At 71.0% G+C, this 25,123-nt stretch carries 28 protein-coding genes; 16 read left to right on the top strand and 12 right to left on the bottom strand.

All coding sequences use genetic code 11. The features are described 5' to 3' along the window. Positions 1–134 precede the first annotated feature (134 nt). Together ABZY11_RS30145 and ABZY11_RS30140 are read right to left on the bottom strand one after the other, a co-directional pair. Positions 135–536: an ATP-binding protein gene (locus tag ABZY11_RS30145; RefSeq protein ID WP_356482166.1), complete on the bottom strand. Its 402-nt coding sequence runs from the start codon at positions 534–536 to the stop codon at positions 135–137. A 286-nt stretch (positions 537–822) separates the two neighbouring features. Further along, positions 823–1,770, bottom strand: coding sequence for a hypothetical protein (locus tag ABZY11_RS30140; RefSeq protein ID WP_356482165.1), 948 nt, complete (start codon positions 1,768–1,770; stop codon positions 823–825). Positions 1,771–1,831: 61 nt separating this feature from the next. Here ABZY11_RS30140 and dapE point away from each other — a divergent pair, with 61 nt between their 5' ends. Beyond that, positions 1,832–2,911: a succinyl-diaminopimelate desuccinylase gene (gene dapE / locus ABZY11_RS30135; protein ID WP_356482164.1), complete on the top strand. Its 1,080-nt coding sequence runs from the start codon at positions 1,832–1,834 to the stop codon at positions 2,909–2,911. 103 nt (positions 2,912–3,014) lie between these two features. After that, positions 3,015–3,764 (top strand): TIGR00730 family Rossman fold protein, encoded by a 750-nt coding sequence (locus ABZY11_RS30130; RefSeq protein ID WP_326767662.1) that lies wholly within the window; start codon positions 3,015–3,017, stop codon positions 3,762–3,764. 70 nt (positions 3,765–3,834) lie between these two features. On the opposite strand, the gene folP is transcribed toward ABZY11_RS30130, so the two are convergent. Further along, entirely contained in the window at positions 3,835–4,707 is an 873-nt protein-coding gene (gene folP / locus ABZY11_RS30125) for a dihydropteroate synthase (protein ID WP_356482163.1), read from the bottom strand. Positions 4,708–4,839: 132 nt separating this feature from the next. Between folP and ABZY11_RS30120 the strand changes: the two genes are divergently transcribed. Next, positions 4,840–5,277 carry a hypothetical protein gene (locus ABZY11_RS30120; protein WP_356482162.1) on the top strand — a complete coding sequence of 146 codons (438 nt, stop codon included), beginning with the start codon at positions 4,840–4,842 and terminating at the stop codon, positions 5,275–5,277. Further along, the gene (locus ABZY11_RS30115) at positions 5,274–5,861 is read left to right on the top strand and encodes a DNA-3-methyladenine glycosylase I (RefSeq protein ID WP_356482161.1); all 588 of its coding nucleotides are present in this window, start codon (positions 5,274–5,276) and stop codon (positions 5,859–5,861) included. Before ABZY11_RS30120 ends, ABZY11_RS30115 begins: the two co-directional genes overlap by 4 nt. Positions 5,862–5,873: 12 nt before the next feature. On the opposite strand, the gene ABZY11_RS30110 is transcribed toward ABZY11_RS30115, so the two are convergent. Next, on the bottom strand, positions 5,874–6,686 hold the full coding sequence (locus ABZY11_RS30110) for an enoyl-CoA hydratase-related protein (RefSeq protein ID WP_356482160.1): 813 nt from the start codon (positions 6,684–6,686) through the stop codon (positions 5,874–5,876). Between the two features lie 313 nt (positions 6,687–6,999). On the opposite strand from ABZY11_RS30110, the gene ABZY11_RS30105 reads away from it, so the two are divergent. Beyond that, positions 7,000–7,167 carry a DUF3117 domain-containing protein gene (locus ABZY11_RS30105; RefSeq protein WP_003966491.1) on the top strand — a complete coding sequence of 56 codons (168 nt, stop codon included), beginning with the start codon at positions 7,000–7,002 and terminating at the stop codon, positions 7,165–7,167. Between the two features lie 127 nt (positions 7,168–7,294). Here ABZY11_RS30105 and ABZY11_RS30100 read toward each other — a convergent pair whose 3' ends face one another. Then, positions 7,295–7,960 carry an O-methyltransferase gene (locus ABZY11_RS30100; protein WP_356482167.1) on the bottom strand — a complete coding sequence of 222 codons (666 nt, stop codon included), beginning with the start codon at positions 7,958–7,960 and terminating at the stop codon, positions 7,295–7,297. Positions 7,961–8,142: 182 nt separating this feature from the next. Here ABZY11_RS30100 and sigE point away from each other — a divergent pair, with 182 nt between their 5' ends. The 5 genes from sigE to ABZY11_RS30075 all read left to right on the top strand — a co-directional run bounded on the left by sigE (position 8,143) and on the right by ABZY11_RS30075 (position 13,129). Continuing rightward, positions 8,143–8,904, top strand: a complete 762-nt coding sequence (sigE, locus tag ABZY11_RS30095; protein WP_356482159.1) for an RNA polymerase sigma factor SigE — start codon at positions 8,143–8,145, stop codon at positions 8,902–8,904. After that, positions 8,901–9,935, top strand: coding sequence for a zf-HC2 domain-containing protein (locus tag ABZY11_RS30090; protein WP_356482158.1), 1,035 nt, complete (start codon positions 8,901–8,903; stop codon positions 9,933–9,935). The genes sigE and ABZY11_RS30090 overlap by 4 nt, the downstream gene beginning before the upstream one ends. Before the next feature lie 110 nt (positions 9,936–10,045). Next, entirely contained in the window at positions 10,046–11,764 is a 1,719-nt protein-coding gene (locus ABZY11_RS30085; protein ID WP_356482157.1) for a trypsin-like peptidase domain-containing protein, read from the top strand. Between the two features lie 99 nt (positions 11,765–11,863). Further along, positions 11,864–12,349, top strand: a complete 486-nt coding sequence (locus ABZY11_RS30080) for a sec-independent translocase (protein ID WP_356482156.1) — start codon at positions 11,864–11,866, stop codon at positions 12,347–12,349. Positions 12,350–12,469: 120 nt separating this feature from the next. Next, positions 12,470–13,129 (top strand): hypothetical protein, encoded by a 660-nt coding sequence (locus ABZY11_RS30075; protein WP_356482155.1) that lies wholly within the window; start codon positions 12,470–12,472, stop codon positions 13,127–13,129. A 75-nt stretch (positions 13,130–13,204) separates the two neighbouring features. On the opposite strand, the gene ABZY11_RS30070 is transcribed toward ABZY11_RS30075, so the two are convergent. The 3 genes from ABZY11_RS30070 to ABZY11_RS30060 form a co-directional block, all read right to left on the bottom strand. Further along, entirely contained in the window at positions 13,205–14,338 is a 1,134-nt protein-coding gene (locus tag ABZY11_RS30070; protein ID WP_356482154.1) for an Mrp/NBP35 family ATP-binding protein, read from the bottom strand. Between the two features lie 95 nt (positions 14,339–14,433). Then, positions 14,434–14,988, bottom strand: a complete 555-nt coding sequence (locus ABZY11_RS30065; RefSeq protein WP_356482153.1) for a DUF1003 domain-containing protein — start codon at positions 14,986–14,988, stop codon at positions 14,434–14,436. Then, positions 14,978–16,252 (bottom strand): CBS domain-containing protein, encoded by a 1,275-nt coding sequence (locus ABZY11_RS30060; RefSeq protein WP_356482152.1) that lies wholly within the window; start codon positions 16,250–16,252, stop codon positions 14,978–14,980. Before ABZY11_RS30060 ends, ABZY11_RS30065 begins: the two co-directional genes overlap by 11 nt. A 202-nt stretch (positions 16,253–16,454) precedes the next feature. Between ABZY11_RS30060 and ABZY11_RS30055 the strand changes: the two genes are divergently transcribed. After that, positions 16,455–17,219 carry a hypothetical protein gene (locus tag ABZY11_RS30055; protein WP_356482151.1) on the top strand — a complete coding sequence of 255 codons (765 nt, stop codon included), beginning with the start codon at positions 16,455–16,457 and terminating at the stop codon, positions 17,217–17,219. Positions 17,220–17,268: 49 nt separating this feature from the next. Here ABZY11_RS30055 and ABZY11_RS30050 read toward each other — a convergent pair whose 3' ends face one another. Together ABZY11_RS30050 and ABZY11_RS30045 are read right to left on the bottom strand one after the other, a co-directional pair. Further along, positions 17,269–17,790, bottom strand: a complete 522-nt coding sequence (locus ABZY11_RS30050) for a hypothetical protein (protein WP_356482150.1) — start codon at positions 17,788–17,790, stop codon at positions 17,269–17,271. A gap of 35 nt (positions 17,791–17,825) precedes the next feature. Next, the gene (locus ABZY11_RS30045; RefSeq protein ID WP_356482149.1) at positions 17,826–18,941 is read right to left on the bottom strand and encodes a magnesium and cobalt transport protein CorA; all 1,116 of its coding nucleotides are present in this window, start codon (positions 18,939–18,941) and stop codon (positions 17,826–17,828) included. A 407-nt stretch (positions 18,942–19,348) separates the two neighbouring features. Here ABZY11_RS30045 and ABZY11_RS30040 point away from each other — a divergent pair, with 407 nt between their 5' ends. Continuing rightward, the gene (locus tag ABZY11_RS30040; RefSeq protein ID WP_356482148.1) at positions 19,349–19,933 is read left to right on the top strand and encodes a suppressor of fused domain protein; all 585 of its coding nucleotides are present in this window, start codon (positions 19,349–19,351) and stop codon (positions 19,931–19,933) included. Positions 19,934–20,021: 88 nt separating this feature from the next. Here ABZY11_RS30040 and ABZY11_RS30035 read toward each other — a convergent pair whose 3' ends face one another. After that, positions 20,022–21,254, bottom strand: a complete 1,233-nt coding sequence (locus ABZY11_RS30035; RefSeq protein ID WP_356482147.1) for an MFS transporter — start codon at positions 21,252–21,254, stop codon at positions 20,022–20,024. 155 nt (positions 21,255–21,409) lie between these two features. On the opposite strand from ABZY11_RS30035, the gene ABZY11_RS30030 reads away from it, so the two are divergent. The 3 genes from ABZY11_RS30030 (at position 21,410) to ABZY11_RS30020 (ending at position 23,770) form a co-directional block, all read left to right on the top strand. Then, complete coding sequence (locus ABZY11_RS30030; RefSeq protein WP_356482146.1) at positions 21,410–22,048, top strand: DUF6758 family protein; 639 nt, start codon at positions 21,410–21,412, stop codon at positions 22,046–22,048. Between the two features lie 93 nt (positions 22,049–22,141). Continuing rightward, on the top strand, positions 22,142–23,008 hold the full coding sequence (locus tag ABZY11_RS30025) for a PHP domain-containing protein (protein ID WP_356482145.1): 867 nt from the start codon (positions 22,142–22,144) through the stop codon (positions 23,006–23,008). A 156-nt stretch (positions 23,009–23,164) separates the two neighbouring features. After that, positions 23,165–23,770, top strand: a complete 606-nt coding sequence (locus tag ABZY11_RS30020; protein ID WP_266414641.1) for a MarC family protein — start codon at positions 23,165–23,167, stop codon at positions 23,768–23,770. A gap of 77 nt (positions 23,771–23,847) precedes the next feature. Here the strand turns inward: ABZY11_RS30020 and ABZY11_RS30015 are convergent, their stop codons facing one another. Next, the gene (locus ABZY11_RS30015) at positions 23,848–24,000 is read right to left on the bottom strand and encodes a hypothetical protein (protein WP_177328023.1); all 153 of its coding nucleotides are present in this window, start codon (positions 23,998–24,000) and stop codon (positions 23,848–23,850) included. Positions 24,001–24,221: 221 nt separating this feature from the next. Here ABZY11_RS30015 and ABZY11_RS30010 point away from each other — a divergent pair, with 221 nt between their 5' ends. Continuing rightward, positions 24,222–25,109 (top strand): NYN domain-containing protein, encoded by an 888-nt coding sequence (locus tag ABZY11_RS30010; RefSeq protein ID WP_356482144.1) that lies wholly within the window; start codon positions 24,222–24,224, stop codon positions 25,107–25,109. Positions 25,110–25,123 lie beyond the last annotated feature (14 nt).

Raw genomic sequence — 25,123 nt, 5'->3', positions numbered from 1 at the left:
GGCCGCGGCCGCCCGGGTGGCGCCAGCGCCCTCCCGGCTCTCCTCCCGGCCGCACCCCCCCCGCCCGCGGCCCCGCGGGTGCCCCCCCCCGGGGCCCCGCGCGCGTGGTGCTGCCGGCCGGTGGCCGGGATGGGTCAGCCGAGCGGCAGGCCCTGGGTGGGGAGCCCCTGGGTGGGCAGGCCGCCCTGGGTCGCGCCGCCGGTGGCTTCGCCGAGGAGCCGGCCCGCGCCGCCCGCGGCCTTCTGCGCGGTGGGGGTGGCCTCGGCACCGGCCTTGCCGACGGTCTTGTCCGCGGCCGGGAGGGTCGTGCCGACGATCTTGCCGCCGGTGCCGCCCGCCGCCTCGGTGCCCTGCTGGGACGCGCTGTCGAGCGTCTTGCCGAGACCGGCGCCGTCGACGGTGGTCAGACCGCCGAGCTCCGGGGTCTGCGGGAGCTCCGCGGCACCCGCGGCTCCGGCCGCACCGACCACGGGGGCAGCGCCCGCGGCGATCAGCAGCGCGGCACGGGCGATCCGACGGGTCAGGGGGAGGGACATGATGCTCCTTCGACAGGGTGAGAAAAGGTCTGTCCGTTGACCGGACGCCATGACAACCGTCGAGAGGGTGGGGGAGGTTGCGGTGGGCCGAGGTAAAGAGTCGGCAATGCGTCACATGATCTGCAATGGAGGAACCCGGGCAAACGCAGCATTCCCCGGATGCCAGACGGATCGTCACTTCCCTTTTATTGCAAGGGGATTGAGGTTTCGGCGGATGGTCGCGGGCGGTGTCGCGCGAGAGGGTTTCCGGAAGGCTTCGGACGACACCTCGGGGTGATCGCGTGAACTAGTGCGTGAGTTGGATCCGGACGTCGGTGGTGCCGGATTCCTTGCGCTCCGTCCGCCAGCCCGACCCGGCCTCCCACACCCGGCCCGCGTACGAGACCTCGCCCAGGCGGAGCGCCTCGGACTGTGCGACCGCCCAGTGCGCGAGCTCCCAGCCGCGCCGGGCCGCGCCGTCGTCCCCGGACGCCCGGGTCGCGGGCACCGGCACCGAGACCGTGCTCGTCGCCGCCGCACCGGCCGCGGCCCCGTCGTCCTGCGGCGCCGTCGTCATCGCGGGCAGCACGTCCTTGCCGAAGGCGCGCACCAGCTCCGCCCGCACCTTCGCCGAGTCGGCGCTCGCGGCCGTCGCCCGCGGCGGCGCACAGTTCAGCGCGGCGGGCGTACGACCGGTCAGCGCGGCGGCCAGCAGGGCCGCGTCCGGCTCGTGCTTCGCGTACGCCTGCGGGAAACCGCTGCGCTGGACCCGCTGCGCCGCGACCGTCAGCGGCAGCCGCGAGTAGCCGGGGACCTCGGCCAGATGCCGGTAGAACTCCCCGGCGGAGTAGACCGGGTCCAGGATCTGCTTCTCGGTGCCCCAGCCCTGCGACGGACGCTGCTGGAACAGCCCCAGCGAATCCCGGTCGCCGTGCTCGATGTTGCGCAGCCCGGACTCCTGCAACGCGGTCGCCAGCGCGATCGTCACGGCACGCTCCGGCATCCCGCGCGAGGTGCCGACCGCGGAGATCGTCGCGGCGTTGACGGCCTGCTCGGGGCTCATCCGGTACGTACGGCCCTTGCCCTCCGAACCGTCGGCGGACCGGACGGTGCATCCTTCGATGACTCTGCTGCCGGTTATGTACTGAACGGTCAGATAGCCGCCGAGCGCGGCGAGCACGACAAGGGCGGCCGCGATACGCAAGAGGCGGCTGCGGCCGGTGTGTCGGCGGGCGGGGGAGACGGTCCGGGGCACGGGCCCACCGTACTGGAGTGCCCGGCCGGGGCCGAGGGCCCTGTCCCTTAGGGTCGGTCCCATGCCCGAAACCACACTTGACCTCACCCTGGACGGCCCGGCGCTCACCGCCCGACTCGTCGACTTCCCGTCGGTCAGCGGTCAGGAGAAGGACCTCGCGGACGCGATCGAGTCGGCCCTGCGCACCCTCCCGCACCTGACCGTCGACCGGCACGGCAACAACGTCGTGGCCAGGACGAACCTGGGCCGCGCCGAGCGGGTGGTGCTCGCCGGGCACATCGACACCGTGCCGATCGCCGACAACGTGCCGTCCCGGCTCGACGACAACGGGGTGCTGTGGGGCTGTGGCTCCTCCGACATGAAGTCGGGCGTCGCCGTCCAGCTGAGGATCGCCGCGACCCTGCCCGAGCCCAACCGCGACCTGACCTTCGTCTTCTACGACAACGAAGAGGTCGCCGCGCACCTCAACGGCCTCGGCCACATCGCCGACGCCCACCCCGACTGGCTGGCGGGCGACTTCGCGGTCCTGCTGGAGGGCTCCGACGCCGAGGTCGAGGGCGGTTGCCAGGGCACCCTGCGGGTCTTCCTCCGCACGGAGGGCGAGCGGGCCCACTCCGCGCGCGGCTGGATGGGGTCCAACGCCATCCACGCCGCCGCCCCGATCCTGGCCCGGCTCGCCGCGTACGAACCGCGCCGCCCGGTCATCGACGGCCTCGAATACCACGAGGGTCTGAACGCGGTACGGATCGAGGGGGGCGTCGCCAACAACGTCATCCCGGACGCCTGCACCGTCGTGGTCAATTTCCGGTACGCACCCGACCGGACCGCCGAGGAGGCCCTGGCCCACGTCCACGAGGTCTTCGCGGACTGCGGCGTCGCCGAATTCGTCGTCGACGACCACTCGGGCGCGGCCATGCCCGGCCTCTCCCACCCGGCGGCCAAGGCGTTCATGGCGGCGGTCGGCGGCACCGCCCGACCCAAGTTCGGCTGGACGGACGTCTCCCGCTTCGGCTCCCTCGGCGTCCCCGCGGTGAACTACGGACCGGGCGACCCGCTGTTCGCCCACAAGCGCGACGAGCACGTGGCGGTCGAGCGGATCACCCACTGCGAGGAGCGGCTCCGCTCCTGGCTCACCAGCTGACCCACGGCATTCCCCTGTCCGTAACCTCGGTCGATCTACCCTGACCTGACAACGGATGGTTCATCGGCGGATGGCCGTCGATCGTCGTCGGAGGGAGCAGGTCATGGGCAACCCCGAGGGAGCACACGTCCCTGAGGAGCAGCGGCTCGGACCGGTACTGCGCCGCAGGGAACAGGTGCAGCCCGGCACCACCGATCAGCGGTTGCTGGACACCGAGGGCGATTCCGAGTGGGTGCACACCGACCCCTGGCGGGTGATGCGCATCCAGTCGGAGTTCGTCGAGGGATTCGGGGCACTTGCCGAACTGCCGAGCGCGATCAGCGTCTTCGGTTCGGCCCGCACCCCGGCCGGCGGACCCGACTACGAGGCGGGCGTACGGATCGGCAAGGCCCTGGTCGAGGCCGGCTTCGCGGTGATCACCGGAGGCGGGCCGGGGGCGATGGAGGCGGCGAACAAGGGGGCACGGGAGGCGAAGGGCGTCTCGGTCGGTCTCGGCATCGAGCTGCCCTTCGAGTCGGGGCTCAACCCGCACGTCGACATCGGCGTCAACTTCCGCTACTTCTTCGTCCGCAAGACGATGTTCGTGAAGTACGCACAGGGCTTCGTCGTGCTGCCCGGCGGCCTCGGCACCCTGGACGAACTCTTCGAGGCCCTCACCCTCGTCCAGACCGGCAAGGTCACCCGCTTCCCGATCGTGCTGTTCGGCACCGCGTACTGGAGCGGCCTCGTGGACTGGCTGCGGGACACGGTGGTGGCGCAGGGCAAGGCGTCCGAGCACGACCTGCTGCTGTTCCACGTCACCGACGACGTGGACGAGGCGGTCGACCTCGTGACGAAGGAGGTCGGGCGGTAGGGCCGGTTCGGGAAGCGGTGCGCGGGGTGCGGGGCGGGGCTTTCCCGGCCCCCGTCCGCCCCCGCCCCGGTCACGCCAGGCCGCGCCGCGCCACGGCCGGCTCCCGGTGCCCCGCGATGGACGCCACCATGTCCAGTACCTGCCGGGTCTCCGCCACCTCGTGCACCCGGTACACCTGCGCCCCCAGCCACGCCGACACGGCCGTGGTCGCCAGCGTCCCGATCACCCGCTCCTTCACCGGCCGGTCGAGCGTCTCGCCGACGAAGTCCTTGTTGGACAGCGAGACGAGCACCGGCCAGCCGGTCTCCGTCATCTCGCCGAGCCGGCGGGTCGCCTCCAGGGAGTGCCGGGTGTTCTTCCCGAAGTCATGACCGGGATCGATCATGATCCCGTCGGGCCGGACCCCGAGCCCGACCGCGCGCTCGGCCAGCCCCACCGTCACCCGCAGGATGTCCGCCATCACGTCCTCGTACGCGATCCGGTGCGGCCGGGTCCGCGGCTCGGCGCCGCCCGCGTGCGTGCACACCAGACCGGCGCCGTACCGCGCGGCGACCTCCGCGAGCTTCGGGTCGACGCCGCCCCACGCGTCGTTCAGCACATCCGCGCCGGCCTCGCAGACCGCCTCGCCGACGTCGTGGCGCCAGGTGTCGACGCTGATCACCACGTCCGGGTGGCGGCGGCGCACCTCCGCGACGAACCCGACCGTGCGTCGCGCCTCCTCCTCGGCGGTCACCTCCTCGCCCGGCCCCGCCTTCACACCCCCGATGTCGACGATCGCCGCCCCGTCCGCGATCGCCTGCTCGACCCGGGCGAGCGCCGGTTCGTCCCGGAAGGTCGCGCCCCGGTCGTAGAAGGAGTCCGGGGTACGGTTCACGATCGCCATGATCACCGGCTCGTGCGCACCGAATTCGCGCCGCCCCAGCCTGAGCGCACCGCTTCGCATACCGCGTATCTCCTCTGGTAGATCGCCCCGTGAGTCGCCTGCGACCCTAGTGCCTCGTCCGGCAGTCACCCGCTGTCGGTGCCGCATGGCACGATCGGACCCGGACAGGTTTCCGCTTCCGGGGAGATGCGCGTGTTCTGGTTCTTGCTGGTGACGATGGTCGTGGTCGTGGCCGCGGTCACCCTCGCGGTGGTCGGTGGGGGGAGGAGCGCCGTCCTGCAGGACGTGGCGCCCGAGCAGCTGACCGACCCGCTGCCCGCGACGCGGCCGGTCGGCCGCGCGGATGTCGACGCGCTGCGGCTGCCGGTGGCGGTGCGCGGCTACCGGATGACGGATGTCGACGAGGCGCTCGGCCGGCTCGGCGCCGAGCTCGCCGAGCGGGACGCGCGGATCGCCGAGCTGGAATCGGCGCTGGCCGGTGCGCAGGCGACCGCGGTCGGCGGCCCCGATCTCATCAAGGGGCCGCAGGAACAGCCGGAGCAGCCCGAGGACCGCCCGAAGGCGCCGTGGGAGGCGCCCGGGGAGGCCCCGGGGCGGAACGGGCACCCCGGAGAGGAGCCCCGGCGATGAGCGGCGGCGCGGAAGCGGCCCCGGACGGCGGACTGCGCTGCCCGTGGGGGCTCTCCACCGAGGACTACCTCGCGTACCACGACACCGAATGGGGCCGGCCCGTCCACGGCGACGACGCCCTCTTCGAACGGCTATGCCTGGAGGCCTTCCAGTCGGGCCTCTCCTGGCTGACGATCCTGCGCCGCCGGGAGGGCTTCCGCTCCGCCTTCGCCGGGTTCAAGATCCCCGCGGTGGCCGAGTTCACCGACGCCGACAAGGAGCGCCTCCTCGCCGACGCCGGCATCATCCGCAACCGCGCGAAGATCGAGGCGACCCTCGCCAACGCCAGGGTGCTGGCCGGCTGGGACGCCGACGAGCTGGACGCGCTGATCTGGTCCCACGCCCCCGACCCGGCCGGCCGCCCGGCCCCGCGCACCACCGGGGACGTCCCCGCGGTCACACCGGAATCCACCGCGCTGGCCAAGGACCTCAAGAAGCGCGGCCTGCGCTTCGTCGGACCCACCACGGCCTACGCCCTGATGCAGGCCTGCGGCCTGGTCGACGACCACCTGGCCGACTGCGTGGCGCGCGGCAGCGGGGCGTAGCCCGGCGCCGCGCTACCGGCCGAGGTACTTCGGCTTCTCCTTGTTCAGGAACGCCTGCACCGCGATCGTGTGGTCCTCGGACGCGCCGGCCCGGGTCTGGAGCTCGTCCTCCTTCTCCAGCGCCTCGCTCAGCGTGTGACCGGCGCCGTATGCCAAGGACGCCTTGAGCGCGGAGTACGCCACGGTGGGGCCGGACGCCAGGGTGCGGGCCACGGCGACGGCCTCGGCGGCCAGGTCGGCGGCGGGTACGAGTGTGTTCACGATGCCCAGCCCATGGGCGTCCTGCGCGGAGATAGAGCGCGGGAAGAGCAGCAGGTCCGCGGCGCGGCTCTGCCCGATCAGGCGCGGCAGCGTCCAGGAGACGCCCGAGTCGGCGGTGAGGGCCACACCGGCGAAGGAGGTGTTGAACGAGGCGGTGTCGGCGGCCACCCGGTAGTCGCAGGCGAGCGCGAAGCCGAAACCGGCACCGGCGGCGACCCCGTTGATCCCGGCGACGACCGGCTTGGGCATCTCGGTGATGGCCCGCACGATCGGGTTGTAGTGCTCCTGCACGGTGCTCAGCGCGTTGCCGCTGCCCGACTCGCGGGTCCTTTCGAGATTGGCCACATGCTCCTTCAGGTCCTGGCCGACGCAGAACGCCCGCCCGGTCGCGGTGAGCAGAACGGCGCGTACGGCGGTGTCGGCCGCCGCGGACCTCAGGGCGTCCCGGAGTGCCACCTTGGCCGCGGTGTTCATGGCGTTCATCGCGTCGGGACGGTTGATCGTGACCGTCGCGAGTCCGTCGCTCACTTCGTAGAGCACGCTGTCCGCCATGTGGTCGGCCATTTCGTAGTCCCCTTCGCACCTCGGGCAATGCCTGTCCAGGCAAGCATGGCCGACTCCGGGGGCCGCCGATATGTGACCTGCGTCTAACAATTGCGCTCCGATGAAGGGGTGCGGGCGGCGGAGTATCGCAGGCCGATCGCCGAATTGGGTGGTTTTGAGAGAGCGCGTTGCGCAAGCGATGCCGACCGATGTTGGTCATCGGGGTCTGTGATGCGGGATAATGGCTGGGAAGCAATGTGTTCGATGCCGGTGACACAGCGCCTGTCATGGGGCCGCCGGTTGCGATGAGCTGGTTTCAGGAAGGGGAACGAGCATGGCGGCCATGAAGCCGCGGACGGGCGACGGCCCGCTCGAGGTGACAAAGGAGGGGCGGGGCATCGTCATGCGCGTTCCGCTCGAAGGCGGCGGTCGGCTTGTCGTGGAGCTGACTCCGGACGAGGCCGATGCACTCGGCGATGCCCTCAAGAAGGTCGTCGGCTGAGCAGAGGCGCCCACACTTCATCACTGCCCCGGCACGGGTCCGTGCCGGGGCAGTGATGCGTTCACGGCCGTCCGCGGCCAGTCATGACCGGCTCGTCCGGTGGTTTCCCCCGGTGCTCCCGAGGGCGTCAGCCCCGGCGCACCGCGCACAGCAGCCCGTCGCCCACCGGCAGCAGCGTCGCCATCAGCTCCTGGCTCTCCCGGACCGCGCGCAGCAGCTCCCGCAGCCGCAGCACCTCCGCGGGCTGCGCCGCGGAGTCGACCGTACGGCCGTCCGCGAAGACGCCCTCGAAGCAGACCAGGCCGCCGGGGCGCAGCAGGCGCAACGATTCAGCGAGACAGTCCAGGCTCTCCAGCCGGTCGCCGTCGCAGAACACGAGGTCGTATCCGCCGTCCGCGAGCCGCGGCAGTACGTCGAGGGCGCGGCCGGGAATGAAGCGGGCCCGGTTGGCGGCGTACCCCGCGGCCCGGAAGGCCTCGCGGGCGAACTGCTGGCGCTCGGGCTCCGGGTCGACCGTGGTCAGCACGCCGTCGGGCCGCATTCCATGCAGTAGATAGAGCCCGGACACGCCCGTCCCGGTGCCGATTTCGGCCACCGCTTTGGCGTCCGTCGTGGCAGCGAGCAAGCGCAGCGCGGCGCCGGTACCTGGCGACACCGAGCGGAGCCCCGCCTCCCGGGCCCGGTCCCGGGCCCAGCGCAGTGCTTCGTCCTCGGCGACAAAGGCGTCGGCGAACGCCCAGCTCGTCTGCCGGTTGGCGGTAATGACCCTCTCCTGTCCCCGTAGTTGGCGCAACGGTGACTGTATCCGCTGCACCCGGGAACCCGCAGATGGGACCGGGCGTTATGGAGGGACAGGGGAAAGCCTGTGGAATCGGCCCGCGGATCGGGCCCGGGAGCCACGGGCCGGCGGTTCCCGGGGCGATCCCCGGCCCCAACAGGAAAAAGGCTTATCCGGAGCTAACGGGCGAGGTCGCTATGGTAGGGGCTCCACTGGACACCACCAGAGCCGATAGGGGAGGTGCGGCTGCGCCTGTGGATCGGAGAGGAGCGCTGCGGCGCTTTCTCAGGTCGGCGGGTGAGCCGAAATCCGTGACCAACATTGCTGACCGTTCTTCCAACGACTCCGCACCGACCGCGACCTTCGCCTCAGATGCGGACTCCCAGGCGTGGACGCCGCCCTCATGGGAAGAGATCGTCAGCACGCACAGCGGCCGGGTCTACCGCCTCGCCTACCGGCTGACGGGTAACCAGCACGATGCCGAAGATCTCACCCAGGAGGTCTTCGTCCGCGTGTTCCGGTCGCTGTCGACCTACACGCCGGGCACCTTCGAGGGCTGGCTGCACCGCATCACGACCAACCTGTTCCTGGACATGGTCCGTCGTAAGCAGCGGATCCGCTTCGACTCCCTCGGCGACGACGCCGCCGAGCGGCTGCCGAGCCGTGAGCCGTCCCCGCAGCAGGTCTTCAACGACACCCACTTCGACGCGGATGTCCAGCAGGCGCTGGACACCCTCGCGCCCGAATTCCGTGCCGCCGTCGTGCTCTGCGACATCGAGGGTCTTTCGTACGAGGAGATCGCCGCGACGCTGGGAGTGAAGCTCGGCACCGTGCGCAGCCGTATCCACCGCGGTCGCTCGCATCTGCGCAAGGCGTTGCAGCACCGTTCGCCCGAGGCCCGTGCCGAGCAGCGCTCGCTGGCGGGCGCGATCCTGGCAGGGGAGGGCGGAACGGCGTGAGTGGCACACGTCCGACCCCTGCGGAACAACACCTGGGGGACCGTCTCGCCGCGCTTGTCGATGGCGAGTTGAAACACGACGCCCGCGAGCGCGTACTCGCCCACCTCGCGACCTGCGCCAAGTGCAAGGCCGAGGCTGCGGCGCAGCGGCGCCTGAAGAGCGTCTTCGCCCAGTCCGCCCCGCCGTCGCCGTCCGAGGGATTCCTCGCCCGGCTGCAGGGCCTTCCCGGGGGGCCGGGGGGTGACGACGACAGCCAGGACAGACCATTCGGCGGCTCCGGGCGCTTCGCCGACGGGCTCTTCCCCGTGATCCAGTCGTCCGGCAGCCGCCCGGACTCTCCAGGGAGCCGGCCGCTCGGCGGCTTCGGCTTCCTCCCGACCCCGCACGGCTCGACCGCCGTGCTGCCGGGCGGGCCCTCCCGTTCCGGCTTCCGGATCCACGAGGTGGGCCGTGAGGGCGAGCGGTCGCCCTGGCGCGGCCGGAGATTCGCCTTCGCGGCGGCGAGCGCCGTCTCGCTGGCGGCCATCGCCCTCGGAGGTGCCCTGCCGACGGGTGCGGGTCCCAGCTCCGCGGCCCGGGCCACAGGCACCGGCACCGGAAACACGGTGACCCCGCTCGATGTCCCTTCACGCGGCGAGAGCGGCAGCCCGGCCGGCCGCCGCGGTGGCGGCAGCCACGGCACGCTCGCGGCGAGGGGGACGGTCGACCGCTCGATCGCCGCCCAGTCGGCCGCGTCGAGCGTCGCCCCGGCGGCGCCCTCCGCCACTCCCGTGGTGCTCTCCACCGCGAGCCTCGCGGGAAACCCCTTCGGCACGCACGTCCTGACCAATGTGTCCGCGCCACCGTTGATACGTCCGACCGGCACCACCCCGCTCTTCGCCCAGGTATTCGGGCGACTTGCCGCACAGTCCCCGACGCCCTCCGCGACCCCGTCCGGGACGCAGTCGTCACCAACGCCCTGGGCGCAGTCCTCGGCCTCCGCCCTCCCCGTCCCCGCCGACCGCGGTCTGCCGCTTTCCTCCCGGCGCTGACCGGGGCCTGCGAAAGCATTCGCAAACCTGGTTGAATTCCGGGAGCAGTTCCGGGAGGGACGCCCCGGTCGGGGCGTGCAGAGGCCAGTTGCGGCAGTTGCGGGGAGAGCATGGAAGACGGGAAGTCCACCGGGCCGAAGGCGAAGTGGTGGAGCCGGCCCACGCCGGGACGCACCACCCGCACAGCGCCGGACGAGCCGTCACCCGTCGAGGACACGACGCCCGCGGCCGAAGCGGCGCCCGAACCGGCAGCCACGGCGACGGACGCGACGGCCGAGAGCCGCACGACGGCGTCGGCGACGCACCCGGCCGACGCACCGGCCCCGTCCACGTCACCCGGACCGGTGGCCGCCGTACCGGCCGCGCAGCCCGTGACGCCGCTGCACGAGCCCGACCAGTACAGCACCCCGCCCTACGGCGGACCCGGCCCCTGGGCGCCCGCACCACCGGTACAGCGGCCGGTCCCGACCCCGGCGCACGGCACCGCCGTACCCCCGCAGTACGCGGGGACGAACGGCGCGGGGATCACCGCACCGCCGGCCCCCGCACCGCCCGCTCCCGCCTCGCCCGCCACCGGCTTCACGCCCCCGCCGCCCACGCCTCAGCAGCCCCAGCCGCAGGGGGCGTCGACGCAGTGGCTCCAGTACGACCCCTGGGGCGCGCCCAGGCAGCCGCTCACCAACCCGGGCCCGCCGCTCGGAGCCGACACCGGCCGCAAGAAGGACCGGCGCGGCTCGCTCCTGGTCGGCGCGGTACTGCTCGCGCTGGTGGCCGGCGGCATCGGCGGCGGCATCGGGGCCTACATCGAGCGCAACGGCGGCCTCACCCAGGTCGAGCTCCCGCAGGCCGGCCGCAGCAGCGGCGGCCGCGCCCCCGACAGCGTCGCCGGCATCGCCGCCAGCGCCCTGCCCAGCGTGGTCACCCTGCACGTCAGCGGCTCCACCGAGTCCGGCACCGGTACCGGCTTCGTCCTCGACGACTCCGGCCACATCCTCACCAACAACCATGTCGTCGCCCCGGCCGGTCAGGCCGGCGAGATCACCGTCACGTTCAGCGGCGGTGAGACCGCGCGCGGCGAGGTCGTCGGCAAGGACAGCGGTTACGACCTGGCCGTGGTCAAGGTCACCGGCGTCTCCGGCCTCAAGCCGCTGCCGCTGGGCAACTCCGACAATGTGCAGGTCGGCGACCCCGTGGTGGCCATCGGCGCCCCCTTCGACCTGTCCAACACCGTGACCTCCGGCATCATCAGCGCCAAGGACCGGCCGATCACCGCGGGCGGCGAGAAGGGCGACGGCAGCGACATCAGCTACGTCGACGCGCTCCAGACCGACGCGCCGATCAACCCGGGCAACTCCGGCGGTCCGCTCGTCGACGCCGACGCCCAGGTCATAGGCATCAACAGCGCCATCCGCGCCGCCGACAGCGGCTCGGCCGAGGAGGGCGGACAGGCGGGTTCCATCGGCCTCGGCTTCGCCATCCCGATCAACCAGGGCAAGCGGGTCGCCGAGGAGCTGATCAACACTGGGAAGGCCACCCACCCGGTGATCGGCGTCACGCTGGACATGAAGTACGCCGGGGACGGCGCCAGGGTCGGGGCGAAGGGCGCGGCCGGCAAGCCCGCGGTGACGCCGGGCGGGCCCGGCGCCAAGGCCGGGATCAGGCCCGGGGACGTCATCACCGAGGTCGACGGACGGCGGGTGCACAGCGGCGAGGAGCTGATCGTGAAGATCCGCGCGCACCGTCCGGGTGACCGTCTGGACCTCACGCTGACCCGCGGTGGTAAAGACCTGTCCATCTCTTTGACGCTCGGCTCGGCAAGCGGCACGTGACAGCCCCGGGACGCTACCGCGCGGACAGTTTCGACGGGTACCGTGGGCCGGGTCCGGACCTCGACCGACACGGTCTCGGAGAACACGAGGAGCAACAGGGTGTTCAATGACATAGGCGCACTCGAGCTGGTGACGCTCGCGATTCTGGGCGTGCTGGTCTTCGGCCCGGACAAGCTGCCGAAGGTTATCCAGGACGCCTCGCGCTTCATCCGTAAGATCCGTGAGTTCTCGGAGAGTGCCAAGGAGGACATCCGTACGGAGCTCGGTCCGGAGTTCAAGGACTTCGAGTTCGAGGACCTCAACCCCAAGACGTTCGTCCGCAAGCAGCTCATGGACGGCAGTGACGACCTGGGACTGAAGGAGATCCGCGAGAGCTTCGACCTCCGCAAGGACCTGACCGAGGTCACCGACGCGGTGAACGGCCGGGAGAGCAAGGAGATGGAGTCCGCGGACTCCCGGAGCGGCGTGTCGGGCGCCTCGGCGATCACCGCCGCCAACGGCTCCGCCGGTGCTCCGGACCTGCTCAAGAAGCGTGACCGGCCCGCCAAGGACGACCGGCCGCCGTTCGACGCCGACGCCACCTGACCCCCCACCAATCCCGGCTCGTCCGGACGGTATGGCTATTCTCCATCTGTCCGGTTGTGAGTACGCCCGTTGGGGGGTGGGCCGCTCCGGACCCAACGGATCGAGGAGGCGGCCGGGCAGATGGAGACGACACGTCGGGTGGGCGCGGAAGATGCGCCGAGCGCAGGCACGGCAGAGGGGGTGCCGGCGGCCCGGCGGATTGTCGACAGCTATCTGGCGGCCACGTTTCCCTGGTACGGACTGGACGAGGCCTTCACCGGGCCGCGCCGGCTGATGCAGGTGGGCACCGCGGCGGACGGCACGGTGCAGCACGGTTCCATCGGTCACGGCGACGAACCGTCGGTCCGAGCCGACGCGGGCGCCGAGAAGCAACGGTTCGCCGTCGTCGTGTCGATGGCCAGCAGCCCGGTGCGGCACAGCGGTGACGGCACGGGGTTGCTGGACGCGACCACGGTGTCCTCTGCGGCCTGGCTGGCCGGCTCCGGTCTGCTCGCCTGCACCTGGCCGCAGCAGATGGACCACGCGCTGCGCGACGACTGGCTGGACCAGCAGACGGAGACGGCGTTCGAACTCGCCGACGACCTGGACGGCCCCGCATGGTCGGTGTTGTCACTGCCGGTGGACGGCGTCCCCGTGCCGTTCCATTACCGCGAGTCCGAATTCGGCTGGGTACTGGCGGGATCGGCACACAACGGGGCGCACATCGGGGCGTACGGGCGGGGGATGAGCGCGTACGGGCTGGGGTTCTCGGTGATCGGCGACATCACGACGTACGCGTAGTCACGACGTACGCGTTTCACGGCACACGCGCAGTACTCAGCGGTGACCGGCCCCGGCCGGTCACCGCCCGTCGTTTCAGAACTTGTTGCGCGGGGTGATGCCCAGCGACATGCCCGACAGGCCGCGCTGACGCCCGCCCAGCTTGTCCGCGATGGTGCGCAGCGCCTTGCCGGCCGGAGAGTCGGGGTCGGACAGGACGACCGGCTTGCCCTCGTCGCCGCCCTCGCGCAGCCGTACGTCGATCGGGATGGAGCCGAGCACCGGCACCTCGGCGCCGACCGTCTTCGTCAGCCCCTCGGCGACCCTCGCGCCACCGCCGGTACCGAACACATCGACCATCTCGTCGCAGTGCGGGCACGGCATGCCCGACATGTTCTCGACGACACCGACGATCTTCTGGTGGGTCTGCACGGCGATCGAACCGGCCCGCTCGGCGACCTCGGCCGCCGCCTGCTGCGGGGTCGTGACGACCAGGATCTCGGCGTTCGGCACGAGCTGCGCCACCGAGATCGCGATGTCACCGGTGCCCGGCGGCAGGTCGAGCAGGAGGACGTCGAGGTCGCCCCAGTACACATCGGCGAGGAACTGCTGGAGCGCGCGGTGGAGCATCGGTCCGCGCCACACCACCGGGGCGTTGCCCGGGGTGAACATGCCGATGGAGATGACCTTCACGCCGTGCGCCGACGGCGGCATGATCATGTTCTCGACCTGGGTCGGCTTGCCGTCCGCGCCGAGCATCCGCGGCACGCTGTGCCCGTAGATGTCCGCGTCCACGACACCGACCTTGAGGCCGTCGGCCGCCATCGCCGCCGCGATGTTCACCGTCACCGACGACTTGCCGACGCCGCCCTTGCCGGACGCGACCGCGTAGACCCGGGTCAGCGAGCCGGGCTTGGCGAACGGCACCTCGCGCTCCGCCGTGCCGCCGCGCAGCGAGGACGCGAGCTCCTTGCGCTGTTCGTCGCTCATCACGTCGAGCGTGACGTCGACCCGCGAGACGCCCTCGACGCGGGCGACCGCCTCCGTCACGTTCTTGGTGATCGTCTCGCGCATCGGGCAGCCTGAGACCGTGAGATAGACCGTGACAGCGACCGCACCGTCAGCACCGATCTCGACCGATTTCACCATGCCGAGTTCGGTGATCGGGCGGTGGATCTCCGGGTCGTTCACTGTCGCCAGTGCCTCAAGCACCGCGTCTTCCGTAGCCATACCTCGATAGTACGGGTGCGCGCAGCGCTCCTTGAGGGTGGTGGTGGGCGACGGGAGGGCTTACGGCGCCCGCTGCTACGCGCGAGTAGCCCCCGTCAGCGGTCTTCGTCGCTCTCGGCCGGCAGCGGGGTCCGCCGGTCGCCCAGGTCCTTCACGAGGTCCTCCAGTTCGGAGCGGATCCAGTCGCGGGTGGCGACCTCGCCGAGACCCATCCGCAGCGACGCGATCTCCCGCGTGAGGTACTCGGTGTCCGCGATGGAGCGCTCGTTCTGCTTGCGGTCCTGCTCGTAGGTGACCCGGTCGCGGTCGGCCTGCCGGTTCTGGGCGAGCAGGATCAGCGGGGCAGCGTACGAGGCCTGGAGCGACAGCATCAGCGTCAGGAAGATGAACGGGTACTGGTCGTACCGCCATGCCATCGGCGCGAAGATGTTCCACAGCACCCAGACGATGATGACCAGCGTCATCCAGGAGATGAAGCGCCAGGTGCCCAGGAAGCGGGCGATCCGCTCGGAGAACCGGCCGAACGTCTCGGGGTCGTACTCGGGCAGCAGCCGCCGCCGCGGGGCCTTCGGCTGGTCCAGCCGGTAACGGGGCGGGCGCACGATGCCGGAGGCACCCGTCGCCGCCTTCGAGCGGTCCTCAGCGGCCATCGGCCACCACCTCCGCGCTGTGGAAGTCCGTCTCCCGCCAGTCCTCGGGCAGCAGGTGGTCGAGCACGTCGTCGACCGTCACCGCGCCGAGCAGCGACCCGCTCTCGTCCACGACGGGTGCCGAGACCAGGTTGTACGCGGCCAGATAGCTCGTCACGGCCGGCAGCGGAGTCTGCGGCGTGAGGGGGACGAGATCGCTGTCGACGATCGAGCTGACCAGGGCGTACGGCGGATCCCGCAGCAGCCGCTGGAAGTGCACGGTGCCCAGGTACTTGCCGGTCGGCGTCTCGTCGGGCGACCGGCACACGTACACCTGGGCGGCGAGCGCCGGGGACAGGTCCGCCTGCCGGACCCGGGCGAGCGCGTCGGCGACCGTCGCGTCCGGCCGCAGGATGATCGGCTCGGTGGTCATCAGCCCGCCCGCGGTCCGCTCCTCGTACGACATGAGGCGCCGCACATCGGCCGCCTCGTCCGGCCGCATCAGCGTCAGCAGCCGCTCCTTGTCCTCCTCGGGCAGCTCGGACAGCAGGTCGGCCGCGTCGTCCGGGTCCATCGCCTCCAGGACGTCGGCGGCACGTTCCTCCTGGAGCTTGCCGATGATCTCCACCTGGTCGTCCTCGGGCAGCTCCTCCAGGACGTCGGCGAGCCGGTCGTCGTCGAGCGCGGCGGCGACCTCGGCCCGCCGTTTCGGCGACAGATGGTGCAGCGCGTTGGCCACGTCCGTCGGGCGCAGCCGCTCGAACGTGGCGACCAGGGTCTCGGCGCCCTGCCCGACCTCCTCCAGCGAGAACCCGCTGACCGCCGACCACTCGACCGTCAAGGTCTCGCCCTTGCGGCGCAGCGCCCCGCCCTTGCCCTTGCGTACGAAGTACTTGTCGATCTCCCAGTCGCGGCGGGCCGGGAGCTGCTGGATGGAGACGTCGAGGACGGTGACCTCCTCGCCGGTCTCCACGAGGCGGACCCGCCGGTCGAGGAATTCGCCGAGCACCAGGCGTTCGGTGGGCCGCTGTTCGAAGCGCCGCATGTTGACCACGCCGGTGGTGATGACCTGGCCGGACTCGATGCCGGTGACCCGGGTCATCGGGAGGAAGATCCGGCGGCGGCTGACCACCTCGACGACGAGTCCGAGCAGCCGGGGCGGCCTGCCGCCGACCCGGAGCATCGCGACCAGATCGCGGACACGGCCCACCTGGTCGCCGTTGGGGTCGAAGACCGGGACACCGGCGAGGTGCGAGACGAACACCCGGGGGACGCCTGCCGCCATCGTGCGCCTCCTTCTTCCGTGTACGACTTCGCTGCCTGGTCCATTTGGCAGTCAATCAACCGTTATGACGGGATCAGGCTAGCCCGTACCGCTCCGGGTTGCCCCGGCGGACCCGTCCGTACGGCTCCCTGCCGGAAGGCATGTACGGCACAGGTACGCTGCCGTCTGCCACCCCGCGATGCAGATGAGAGGCAGTGCGCCCGTGACCTCTTCCGTTCCGCCCGTCCGGGCCCGACGCCGGACCGCTCTCGCCGTCCTGCTCTGTGCGGGGCTGGCCACAGCCCTCACGGCGTGCGGCGGCGAGGATCCGGACCAGGGCACCAACGGCGTCGGCAAGCTGGACGCCACGGAGATCGAGAAGAAGGCACAGAGCGCGGCGGACTCCGCCGACGCCGTGCGCCTCGACGGGACGCTGGTCAGCAAGGGCGGCACGTACAAGCTCGACATGCAGCTCAAGGAGAAGGGCGGCACCGGCTCCGTCGCCTCGAAGGACAGCACCTTCGAGCTGCTGCGGATCGGTGACGAGCTCTATCTGAAGGCGGACTCCGGGTTCTGGAGCCACGAGGAGAAGCCCGGCGCCGACAGCGGGGCGGGCGGCGCGGCCGCGGACAAACTCCAGAACAAGTACGTGAAGGTGCCCCAGGACGACCCCACGTACAAGCAGCTGCGCGGCTTCACGGACAAGAAGACCCTGCTCGACGGGATGCTCACGCTGCACGGCACCCTCAACAAGGGGGACCGGCAGAAGGTCGGCGCGACCCGGACCGTCCAGATCATGGGCGGCAAGGGCGAGGGAGGCACGCTCGATGTCTCGCTGGAGGGCAAGGCGTACCCGCTGCGCTTCGCGCGCGGCGGTGGCGGGGGGACCGTCACCCTGTCCGACTGGGGCAAGGACTTCGCTCTGGAGGCCCCGGCGCAGGGGGACACGGTCGACTACGGGAAGCAGCTGCCCAAGACCTCGTCCTGAACGCGGTCCGCGCCGCCCGGCGGACCGGGGTGGCGCGGACCCCGCCCGATCAGCCCTTGCGCCCCTGCTTCAGCAGTCGCGGCAGCCCCGCCGGCACCGGCCGCCGGGTGGTCGCGGACGTCGGCAGCGGCGCCGCGGCCAGGGAGCCGTCGGGCAGCTCCGTACGGAAATCGCCGGGCGTCAGCCGCAGCACCCGGCACTCGCGCGCCCACCGCTCCGTCATCCGCTCGGCGTCCGGCGCGTTCAGCCGCTTGCCCTTGAGCTCGGCGACCGCGGCCTCCCACTCCTCGGAGTGCGGCGCGAGTTCCGTCACGGTGGCCGTCCAGGCGACCAGCCGGCCGCCCTTGTCCTTGCTGCGCACGGTCACCTCGGCGGCGGACCCGTCGGTGAGCCCGGCCGGCAGCGGCTGCTCACCGGGGCCGTCCCCGACCAGATGCGCCGCGCCCTCGTGCCATACGTGCCACAGCGCCCGCGCGGGCCCGGTGCCCCGCACCCAGATGAGGCCGGACTTCTTGGTGGCCTCCTCGACGAGAGCCCGGCCCAGCGGCACGTCAGCGGCAGCAGCAGTCATGCCACGAACTCTATTGGACCGCCGGGGGACGGTGTTCAGAGCCAGCCGTTGCGCTTGAGGGTGCGGTGGATGGAGAAGCAGACCACCCCGATGACGCCCAGCACCATCGGATAGCCGTACCGCCAGCCCAGCTCGGGCATGTGCTTGAAGTTCATGCCGTAGACACCGCAGATCATCGTCGGCACGGCGACGATGGCCGCCCAGGAGGTGATCTTGCGCATGTCCTCGTTCTGCGCGACGGTCGCCTGCGCCAGGTTGGCCTGGAGGATCGAGTTCAGCAGTTCGTCGAAGCCGACGACCTCCTCGTGCACCCGTGCCAGGTGGTCGGCGACGTCACGGAAGTACTTCTGGATGTCCGGGTCGATCAGCCGCATGGGCCGCTCGCTCAGCAGCTGCATCGGCCGCAGCAGCGGAGACACTGCCCGCTTGAACTCCAGTACCTCGCGCTTCAGTTGGTAGATCCGGCCCGCTTCCGAACCGCGCGAGCTGCCCTTCGCCGGGGTGGAGAAGACCTCGATCTCCACCTCGTCGATGTCGTCCTGGACGGCGCCGGCCACCGCGATGTAGCCGTCGACGACATGGTCGGCGATGGAGTGCAGGACCGCGGACGGCCCCTTGGCGAGCAGCTCGGGGTCGTCCTGCAGTCGGTGCCGCAGCGCGCGCAGCGAGCCATGGCCGCCGTGCCGCACGGTGATGACGAAGTCCCGGCCGGTGAAGCACATCACCTCGCCGGTCTCGACCACCTCGCTGGAGGCGGTGAGCTCGGCGTGCTCGACGTAGTGGATGGTCTTGAAGACGGTGAACAGCGTGTCGTCGTACCGCTCCAGCTTCGGCCGCTGGTGGGCGTGGACGGCGTCCTCGACGGCCAGCGGGTGCAGCCCGAACTCCCGGGCGATACCGGCGAATTCCTCCTCGGTCGGCTCGTGCAGGCCGATCCAGGCGAAGCCGCCCTCCTCTCGCACCTGGAGCATCGCCTCGTGCGGCGTGCGGCAGGTGCCGCTCTCCAGGCGCCGTCCGTCGCGGTAGACCGCGCAGTCGACGACCGCGCTGGAGGCGGAGGGGTCACGGGTGGTGTCGTAACTGTTGTGCAGGGCGTTGCTCTTGCGCAGGGACGGGCGCACGGCGGCGCGCAGGTCACGGATCATCGACATGGCTGGCTCCTTCACGGAGGGCCGTCGTCGGGCACGTGGAACAGCCCGGAATGGGGACGTGTGCTCACGTCCGCAAAGCGGGCGGCACCGCGGCGGCGCGATGACGGCGTTCGCTACAGACAGGCAAAAAAGGAGTGCTCTTCCGTCATGCGCAAAGCCATGGGCCTCGACCGGGAGGCTTCAGATCACCAGGAAAGGTGGAGTGCGGAAGAGCGGTTGGTACTGCACGATCGACTTCGATCCATTGCAGCCCCACCTCCTCCAGCCGGTCCCCCTTGGGGGATGACGTGTCGTCGGGGCTGAGAGCGACACTTCTGCGTGCTGCCCCGACCAGCGGCCAAGACTATCAGCCGACTGACGGCCAATCCCTTACTTTGCCCGTTCCATACGCGACCTATGCTCGCGGGATGGGAGAAATTCTTGCTCTGGTCGAGGCCCGGCTGCTGACGGCCCTCGGTGAACCGGACGCGCGCGCGGCAGTGACGTTTCTCGGTACGGACCGGATCGAGGTGCTGCGCTTCGTCGACGGCGACGTGGTGCGCTACGCCACGCTCGGCATGTCGGCCCAGCCGATGGCCGACCCGACCGCGGCCCTGGTGGACCCGGTGAAGGGCCCGCGCGCCGAACTGGTCCTCTCCGTGCGCGCCGGACTCACCGACACCGACAAGGTGCTGCGCCCGCTCGCCGTGCTCGCCGCCTCCCCGCAGGTCGAGGGGGTGATCGTGGCGCCGGGTGGATCGCTGGACGTCGGCGAACCGCTGTGGCCCGGGGCGCCGTTCAGCTCCGTACTGGTCGCGGAGCCGGGGGGTCTGGTGGAGGACCTGGAGCTGGACGAGCCGATGGATCCGGTGCGGTTCCTGCCGCTGCTGCCGATGACGCACAACGAGGCCGCGTGGAAGCGGGTCCGGGGCGCGCAGGAGCTCCAGGAGCGGTGGCTCTCGAACGGTACGGACCTGCGCGATCCGCTGCGTGGCTCGGTACCCCTGGACTGAGGCGTACGCCGGCCGGGCATGCGGAAGCCCCGCCGCGCGGCCAGGAGGGGGAGCTGCGGGCGGGGCGGTGCGGGGGCGGGCGGAGAGGTCAGTCGGCGAAGACCGTGACGCTGTCCTCGGTCGCGTGCTTCGGGCTCAGCTCCTCCGCCTCGTGGGTCAGCGCCGAACGCCGGATCCAGACGACGACCGCACCGACCACGGCCGTGACCGCGGCGACCACGAACGGGATGTGGATGTTGCTCCACTCCTCGATCTTCGGGGCGAGGTACGGGGCGGCGGCCGCGGCGAACCAGCGGACGAAGTTGTAGCCCGCGCTCGCCACCGGACGCGGCGCGTCCGAGACGCCGAGCGCCAGCTCCGTGTAGACGGTGTTGTTCATGCCGATGAAGGCGCCGGAGACGACCGTGCAGACGATGGCGGTGGTGTGGTTGCCGTATCCCAGCACCAGGAGGTCGGCGGCGAGCAGCACCAGCGAGGCGCCGAGCACCTTCAGTGAACCGAACCGCTCCTGCAGCCGCGGGGCGACCAGCACCGAGAAGACCGCGAGCAGCAGACCCCAGGCGAAGAACACCGCGCCCGACTTGTACGGCGTCATGTTCAGCACGAACGGTGTGAACGCCAGGATCGTGAAGAACGAGTAGTTGTAGAAGAACGCCGAGGTCGCCACCGAGGCCAGACCGCCGTGGCCGAGCGCCTTGATCGGGTCGAGCAGCGAGGTCTTCCCGGCGGGCCTGGGCTGTTCCTTCAGGAACGCGGTGATGCAGATGAAGCCGATGGCCATCAGCGCGGCCGTGCCGAAGAACGGGTAGCGCCAGCTGGCGTCACCGAGCAGGGCGCCGACCAGCGGGCCGCAGGCCATGCCGAGGCCGAGCGCCGACTCGTAGAGCAGGATCGCCGCCGAGCTGCCGCCGGCCGCCGCACCGACGATCACGGCCAGCGCGGTCGACACGAAGAGCGCGTTGCCGAGCCCCCAGCCGGCCCGGAAGCCGACGAGTTCGCCGACGGACGACGAGGTGCCGGAGAGCGCGGCGAAGACGACGACGAGCGCGAGGCCGGCCAGCAGCGTCTTGCGGCCGCCGATCCGGCTGGACACGAAGCCGGTGACGAGCATCGCCACGGCCGTGATCAGGAAGTACGAGGTGAAGAGCAGGGACACCTGGCTCGGCGTCGCCTCCAGGCCCTTGGCGATGGACGGCAGAATCGGGTCCACCAGGCCGATTCCCATGAACGCGACAACAGAGGCGCCCGCCGTGGCCCAGACGGCCTTCGGCTGGCGCAGGATACTGCCCGCGCCCTGGTCGAACGGATCCTCTCCCTGCATGGTCTTCTCGCTCTCCGCTAGATGGTTGCGATATACACAGAATAAGTTAGAGAAGCTAATGAATGCAAGTTACATCTAATTCTGCAGGTGGAGCCGCGCTGCGGACGGGTGATCTTCCTTGACGCGGCGACGGTCCTGGAGGACCGTTGGTCGCTATGAGGGGCGAACCCAGTTGCCCGAAGTGCGGAGGCCGGGTCAGAGCGCCCGGTCTGTTCGCCGACACCTGGCAGTGCGCCGTGCACGGCAGCGTGCAGCCGCTGCAGCCGGTCGTCCCGCCCAGTGTCGAAGCGCTGGGGGTGGTGGTGCGCCGGGCCGAGGTCCCGGTGTGGATGCCCTGGCCGCTGCCGGTGGGCTGGCTGTTCACCGGGGTGGCGAGCGCGGGTGACGACCGCAGTGGTGGCCGGGCCACCGTCGTCGCCTGCTCCGGCCCAGGTCCCGTCGGCGGCATCGGCGACCTGCTGCTCGTCACCGAGGAGCTCGGCGTCGGACTCGGCGCGCGCTACGCCGGGATCGACGGCCCGGACCCCGGCCCCTACCTGGACGTCGACGGCCCGCCGGACGTCAAGATGATCGCCGCCGGCCGCCCCACCCCGCTGTGGAACGTCAAGGGGGTTCCCGCGGACCGGGCGGTCTTCGCGGGCGAGGCGCGCGGTCTCTGGCTCTGGGCGATCGTCTGGCCCGAGCAGTCGGGGCTCCTGATGTACGACGAGCTGGTGCTCGCCGATCTGCGCGAGGCCGGGGGAGAGATGGACCTCGTACCGTGCGGGGCGCTCACCCCGCGCCTGCTGGGATAGGGCCCGGGCCCTCCGCGCCCGGCCGGGCGTCGCTGGAACGCCGGTTATCCTTGGACGTCCCCTTGTCCGGCCCCGAGCACTGGAGTATGCGTCGTGCGCATCGACCTGCACACCCACTCCACCGCCTCGGACGGCACGGACACCCCCGCCGAGCTGGTGCGGAACGCCGCCGCCGCGGGCCTGGACGTCATCGCGCTCACCGACCACGACACCGTGCGCGGCCACGCCGCGGCGATCGCCGCCCTGCCCGAGGGGCTCACCCTCGTCACCGGCGCCGAACTCTCCTGCCGGATCGACGGCGTGAGCCTGCACATGCTCGGGTATCTCTTCGACCCCGACGAGCCCGAGCTGGCCCGCGAACGCGAACTCGTACGGGACGACCGGGTGCCCCGCGCCCGGACCATGGTGCGCAAGCTCCAGGAGCTCGGCGTGCCCGTCGAGTGGGAGCGGGTCGCCCGGATCGCCGGGGACGGATCGGTCGGCCGGCCGCACATCGCCACCGCGCTCGTCGAGCTCGGCGTCGTCGAGACCGTCTCCGACGCCTTCACGCCCGAATGGCTCGCGAACGGCGGACGCGCCTACGCCGAGAAGCACGAACTCGACCCCTTCGACGCGATCCGGCTGGTCAAGGCCGCCGGAGGCGTCACCGTCTTCGCCCACCCGGCCGCCGTCAAGCGCGGCGAGGTGGTGCCCGAGTCGTCGATAGCGCGGCTCGCCGCCGCGGGCCTCGACGGCATCGAGGTCGACCACATGGACCACGACGAGCCGACCAGGGCCAGGCTGCGCGGGCTCGCCCGCGACCTGGGGCTGCTGACGACCGGGTCCAGCGACTACCACGGCAGCCGCAAGACCGTCGGACTCGGCGCGTACACCACCGACCCCGAGATCTACGGCGAGATCACCCGGCGCGCCACGGGAGCCTTCCCGGTGCCGGGAGCCGGCGGGCCCCGCCCCGCGTAACGACGCACGCGCCGGGGCCGGAGCACCGACCCCGTAGGCGTACCGCCGTCCGTCCCACCTTTCGCGTTCCACTTCCGCGCACCCGGCCGTCCGGCCGCCGTCATCGCTTCGGGGTGCGCTCCTTCAGGCCGTTTCTCTCTTCTCGCAAGGCTCACTGTGTTCGACGTCGCTGTCTTCGGATCCCTTTTTCTCACGCTTTTTGTGATTATGGATCCCCCCGGGATCACCCCGATCTTCCTCGCGCTCACCGCGGGCCGCCCCGCCAAGATGCAGCGCAGGATGGCGCTCCAGGCGGTCGCGGTCGCCTTCGGCGTGATCGCCGTCTTCGGTCTGCTCGGCCAGCAGATCCTCGACTACCTGCATGTCTCCGTACCCGCCCTGATGATCGCGGGCGGACTGCTCCTGCTGCTGATCGCACTCGATCTGCTGACCGGCAAGACCGACGAGCCGACGCAGACCAAGGACGTCAATGTGGCACTCGTACCGCTGGGCATGCCGCTGCTCGCCGGGCCCGGTGCGATCGTGTCGGTGATCCTGGCGGTGCAGCACGCCGACAGCGTGGGCAGCCAGATCTCGGTCTGGTCGGCGATCGTCGCCATGCACATCGTGCTCTGGCTGACCATGCGTTACTCGCTGCTGATCATCCGGGTCATCAAGGACGGCGGCGTCGTGCTGGTGACCAGGCTCGCCGGAATGATGCTGTCCGCCATCGCCGTACAGCAGATCATCAACGGCGTCACCCAGGTCATCCAGAACTCCTGATGGCTCCCGCCGACACCACAGCGCCCCCGTACGGACCTTCCGTGCGGGGGCGCTTCGTCTTTGTGCGTCGTCGTGCGTTACGAAGCCGAGGTTTCGGCCGGGCGGATATAGATGCGCTGGCCTATGGCTGCGGCCTGCTGCACGATCCGGTTGACGGAGGCGGCGTCCACGACGGTGCTGTCCACGGCGGTACCGTCGACGTCGTCGAGTCGCATGATCTCGAAGCGCATAAGGCTTCCCTTCGTCTGATCCTCCTGCTGGAGAACTACTGGGAGGACGGGTGACCCGTCCGCAAGGATGAGAGCACCGGACACCGCTGTCCTGCGCTCCACGAGATGTACAACGGCTTGCCACCTGCAAACATTCCCTACGCTAAGGAAATTTTTTGGATGTCTAAGTATCAGCAGGTCACCGAGCATGTGCGGGCGACGAGGTCCACGACGAGGCCCGAATGAACGAGGCAGAGATCCGCGAGCGCCTGGACCGCACCAACGAGCTGCTCCAGCGTGTGCTCGCCGAGGTGTCGAAGACCCCCTCGACCCACGCGATCTTCGTGGACGCGGGCTATGTGTACGCAGCGGCCGGACTGCTCGTCACCGGCACCGAGGACCGCCGCTCCTTCGACCTCGACGCGGAAGGACTGATCGAGGCCTTCATCGACAAGGCCCGGACGATCTTCGCGGACAGCAGGCTGCTGCGGGTGTACTGGTACGACGGAGCCCGCAGGCGCATCCACACCGTCGAGCAGCAGTCCATCGCCGAACTCCCCGACGTCAAGGTCCGACTCGGCAACCTCAACGCCAACAACCAGCAGAAGGGCGTCGACTCACTCATCCGCACCGACCTCGAATCACTCGCCCGGCACCGCGCCATCAGCGACGCGGCACTGGTCGGCGGCGACGAGGACCTGGTCTCCGCGGTGGAGGCGGCGCAGGGGTACGGGGCCCGGGTGCACCTGTGGGGCATCGAGGCGGGGGAGGGGCGCAACCAGGCCGAACCGCTGCTCTGGGAGGTCGACAGCCAGCGCACCTTCGACCTGGACTTCTGCCGTCCGTACGTCACCAGACGCCCCGTCACCACCTACGAGGACGACACCCCCGCGCCCGCGCGCGACGATGTCCGCTTCGTCGGCGCGCAGATCGCCGCGGCCTGGCTGGCCGCCCGGGGCCGCGAGTCCCTCGCCGATCTGCTGCCCGGACACCCGTATCTGCCGGGCTCCGTCGACCAGGACCTGCTGGTCGAGGCCGAACGGCTGCTCCAGCACTCGCTGCGCGGCCACGCGCATCTTCGACGGGCACTGCGCGACGGCTTCTGGCAGCACCTCCAGGCGCAGTACTGACCCCTCGCGGCGCC

The sequence above is a fragment of the Streptomyces sp. NPDC006510 genome, from assembly GCF_040611955.1.
Lineage (GTDB): Bacteria > Actinomycetota > Actinomycetes > Streptomycetales > Streptomycetaceae > Streptomyces.
Note: the sequence above shows the minus strand (reverse complement) of the source record. Positions and strands in the feature narration are given on the sequence as shown.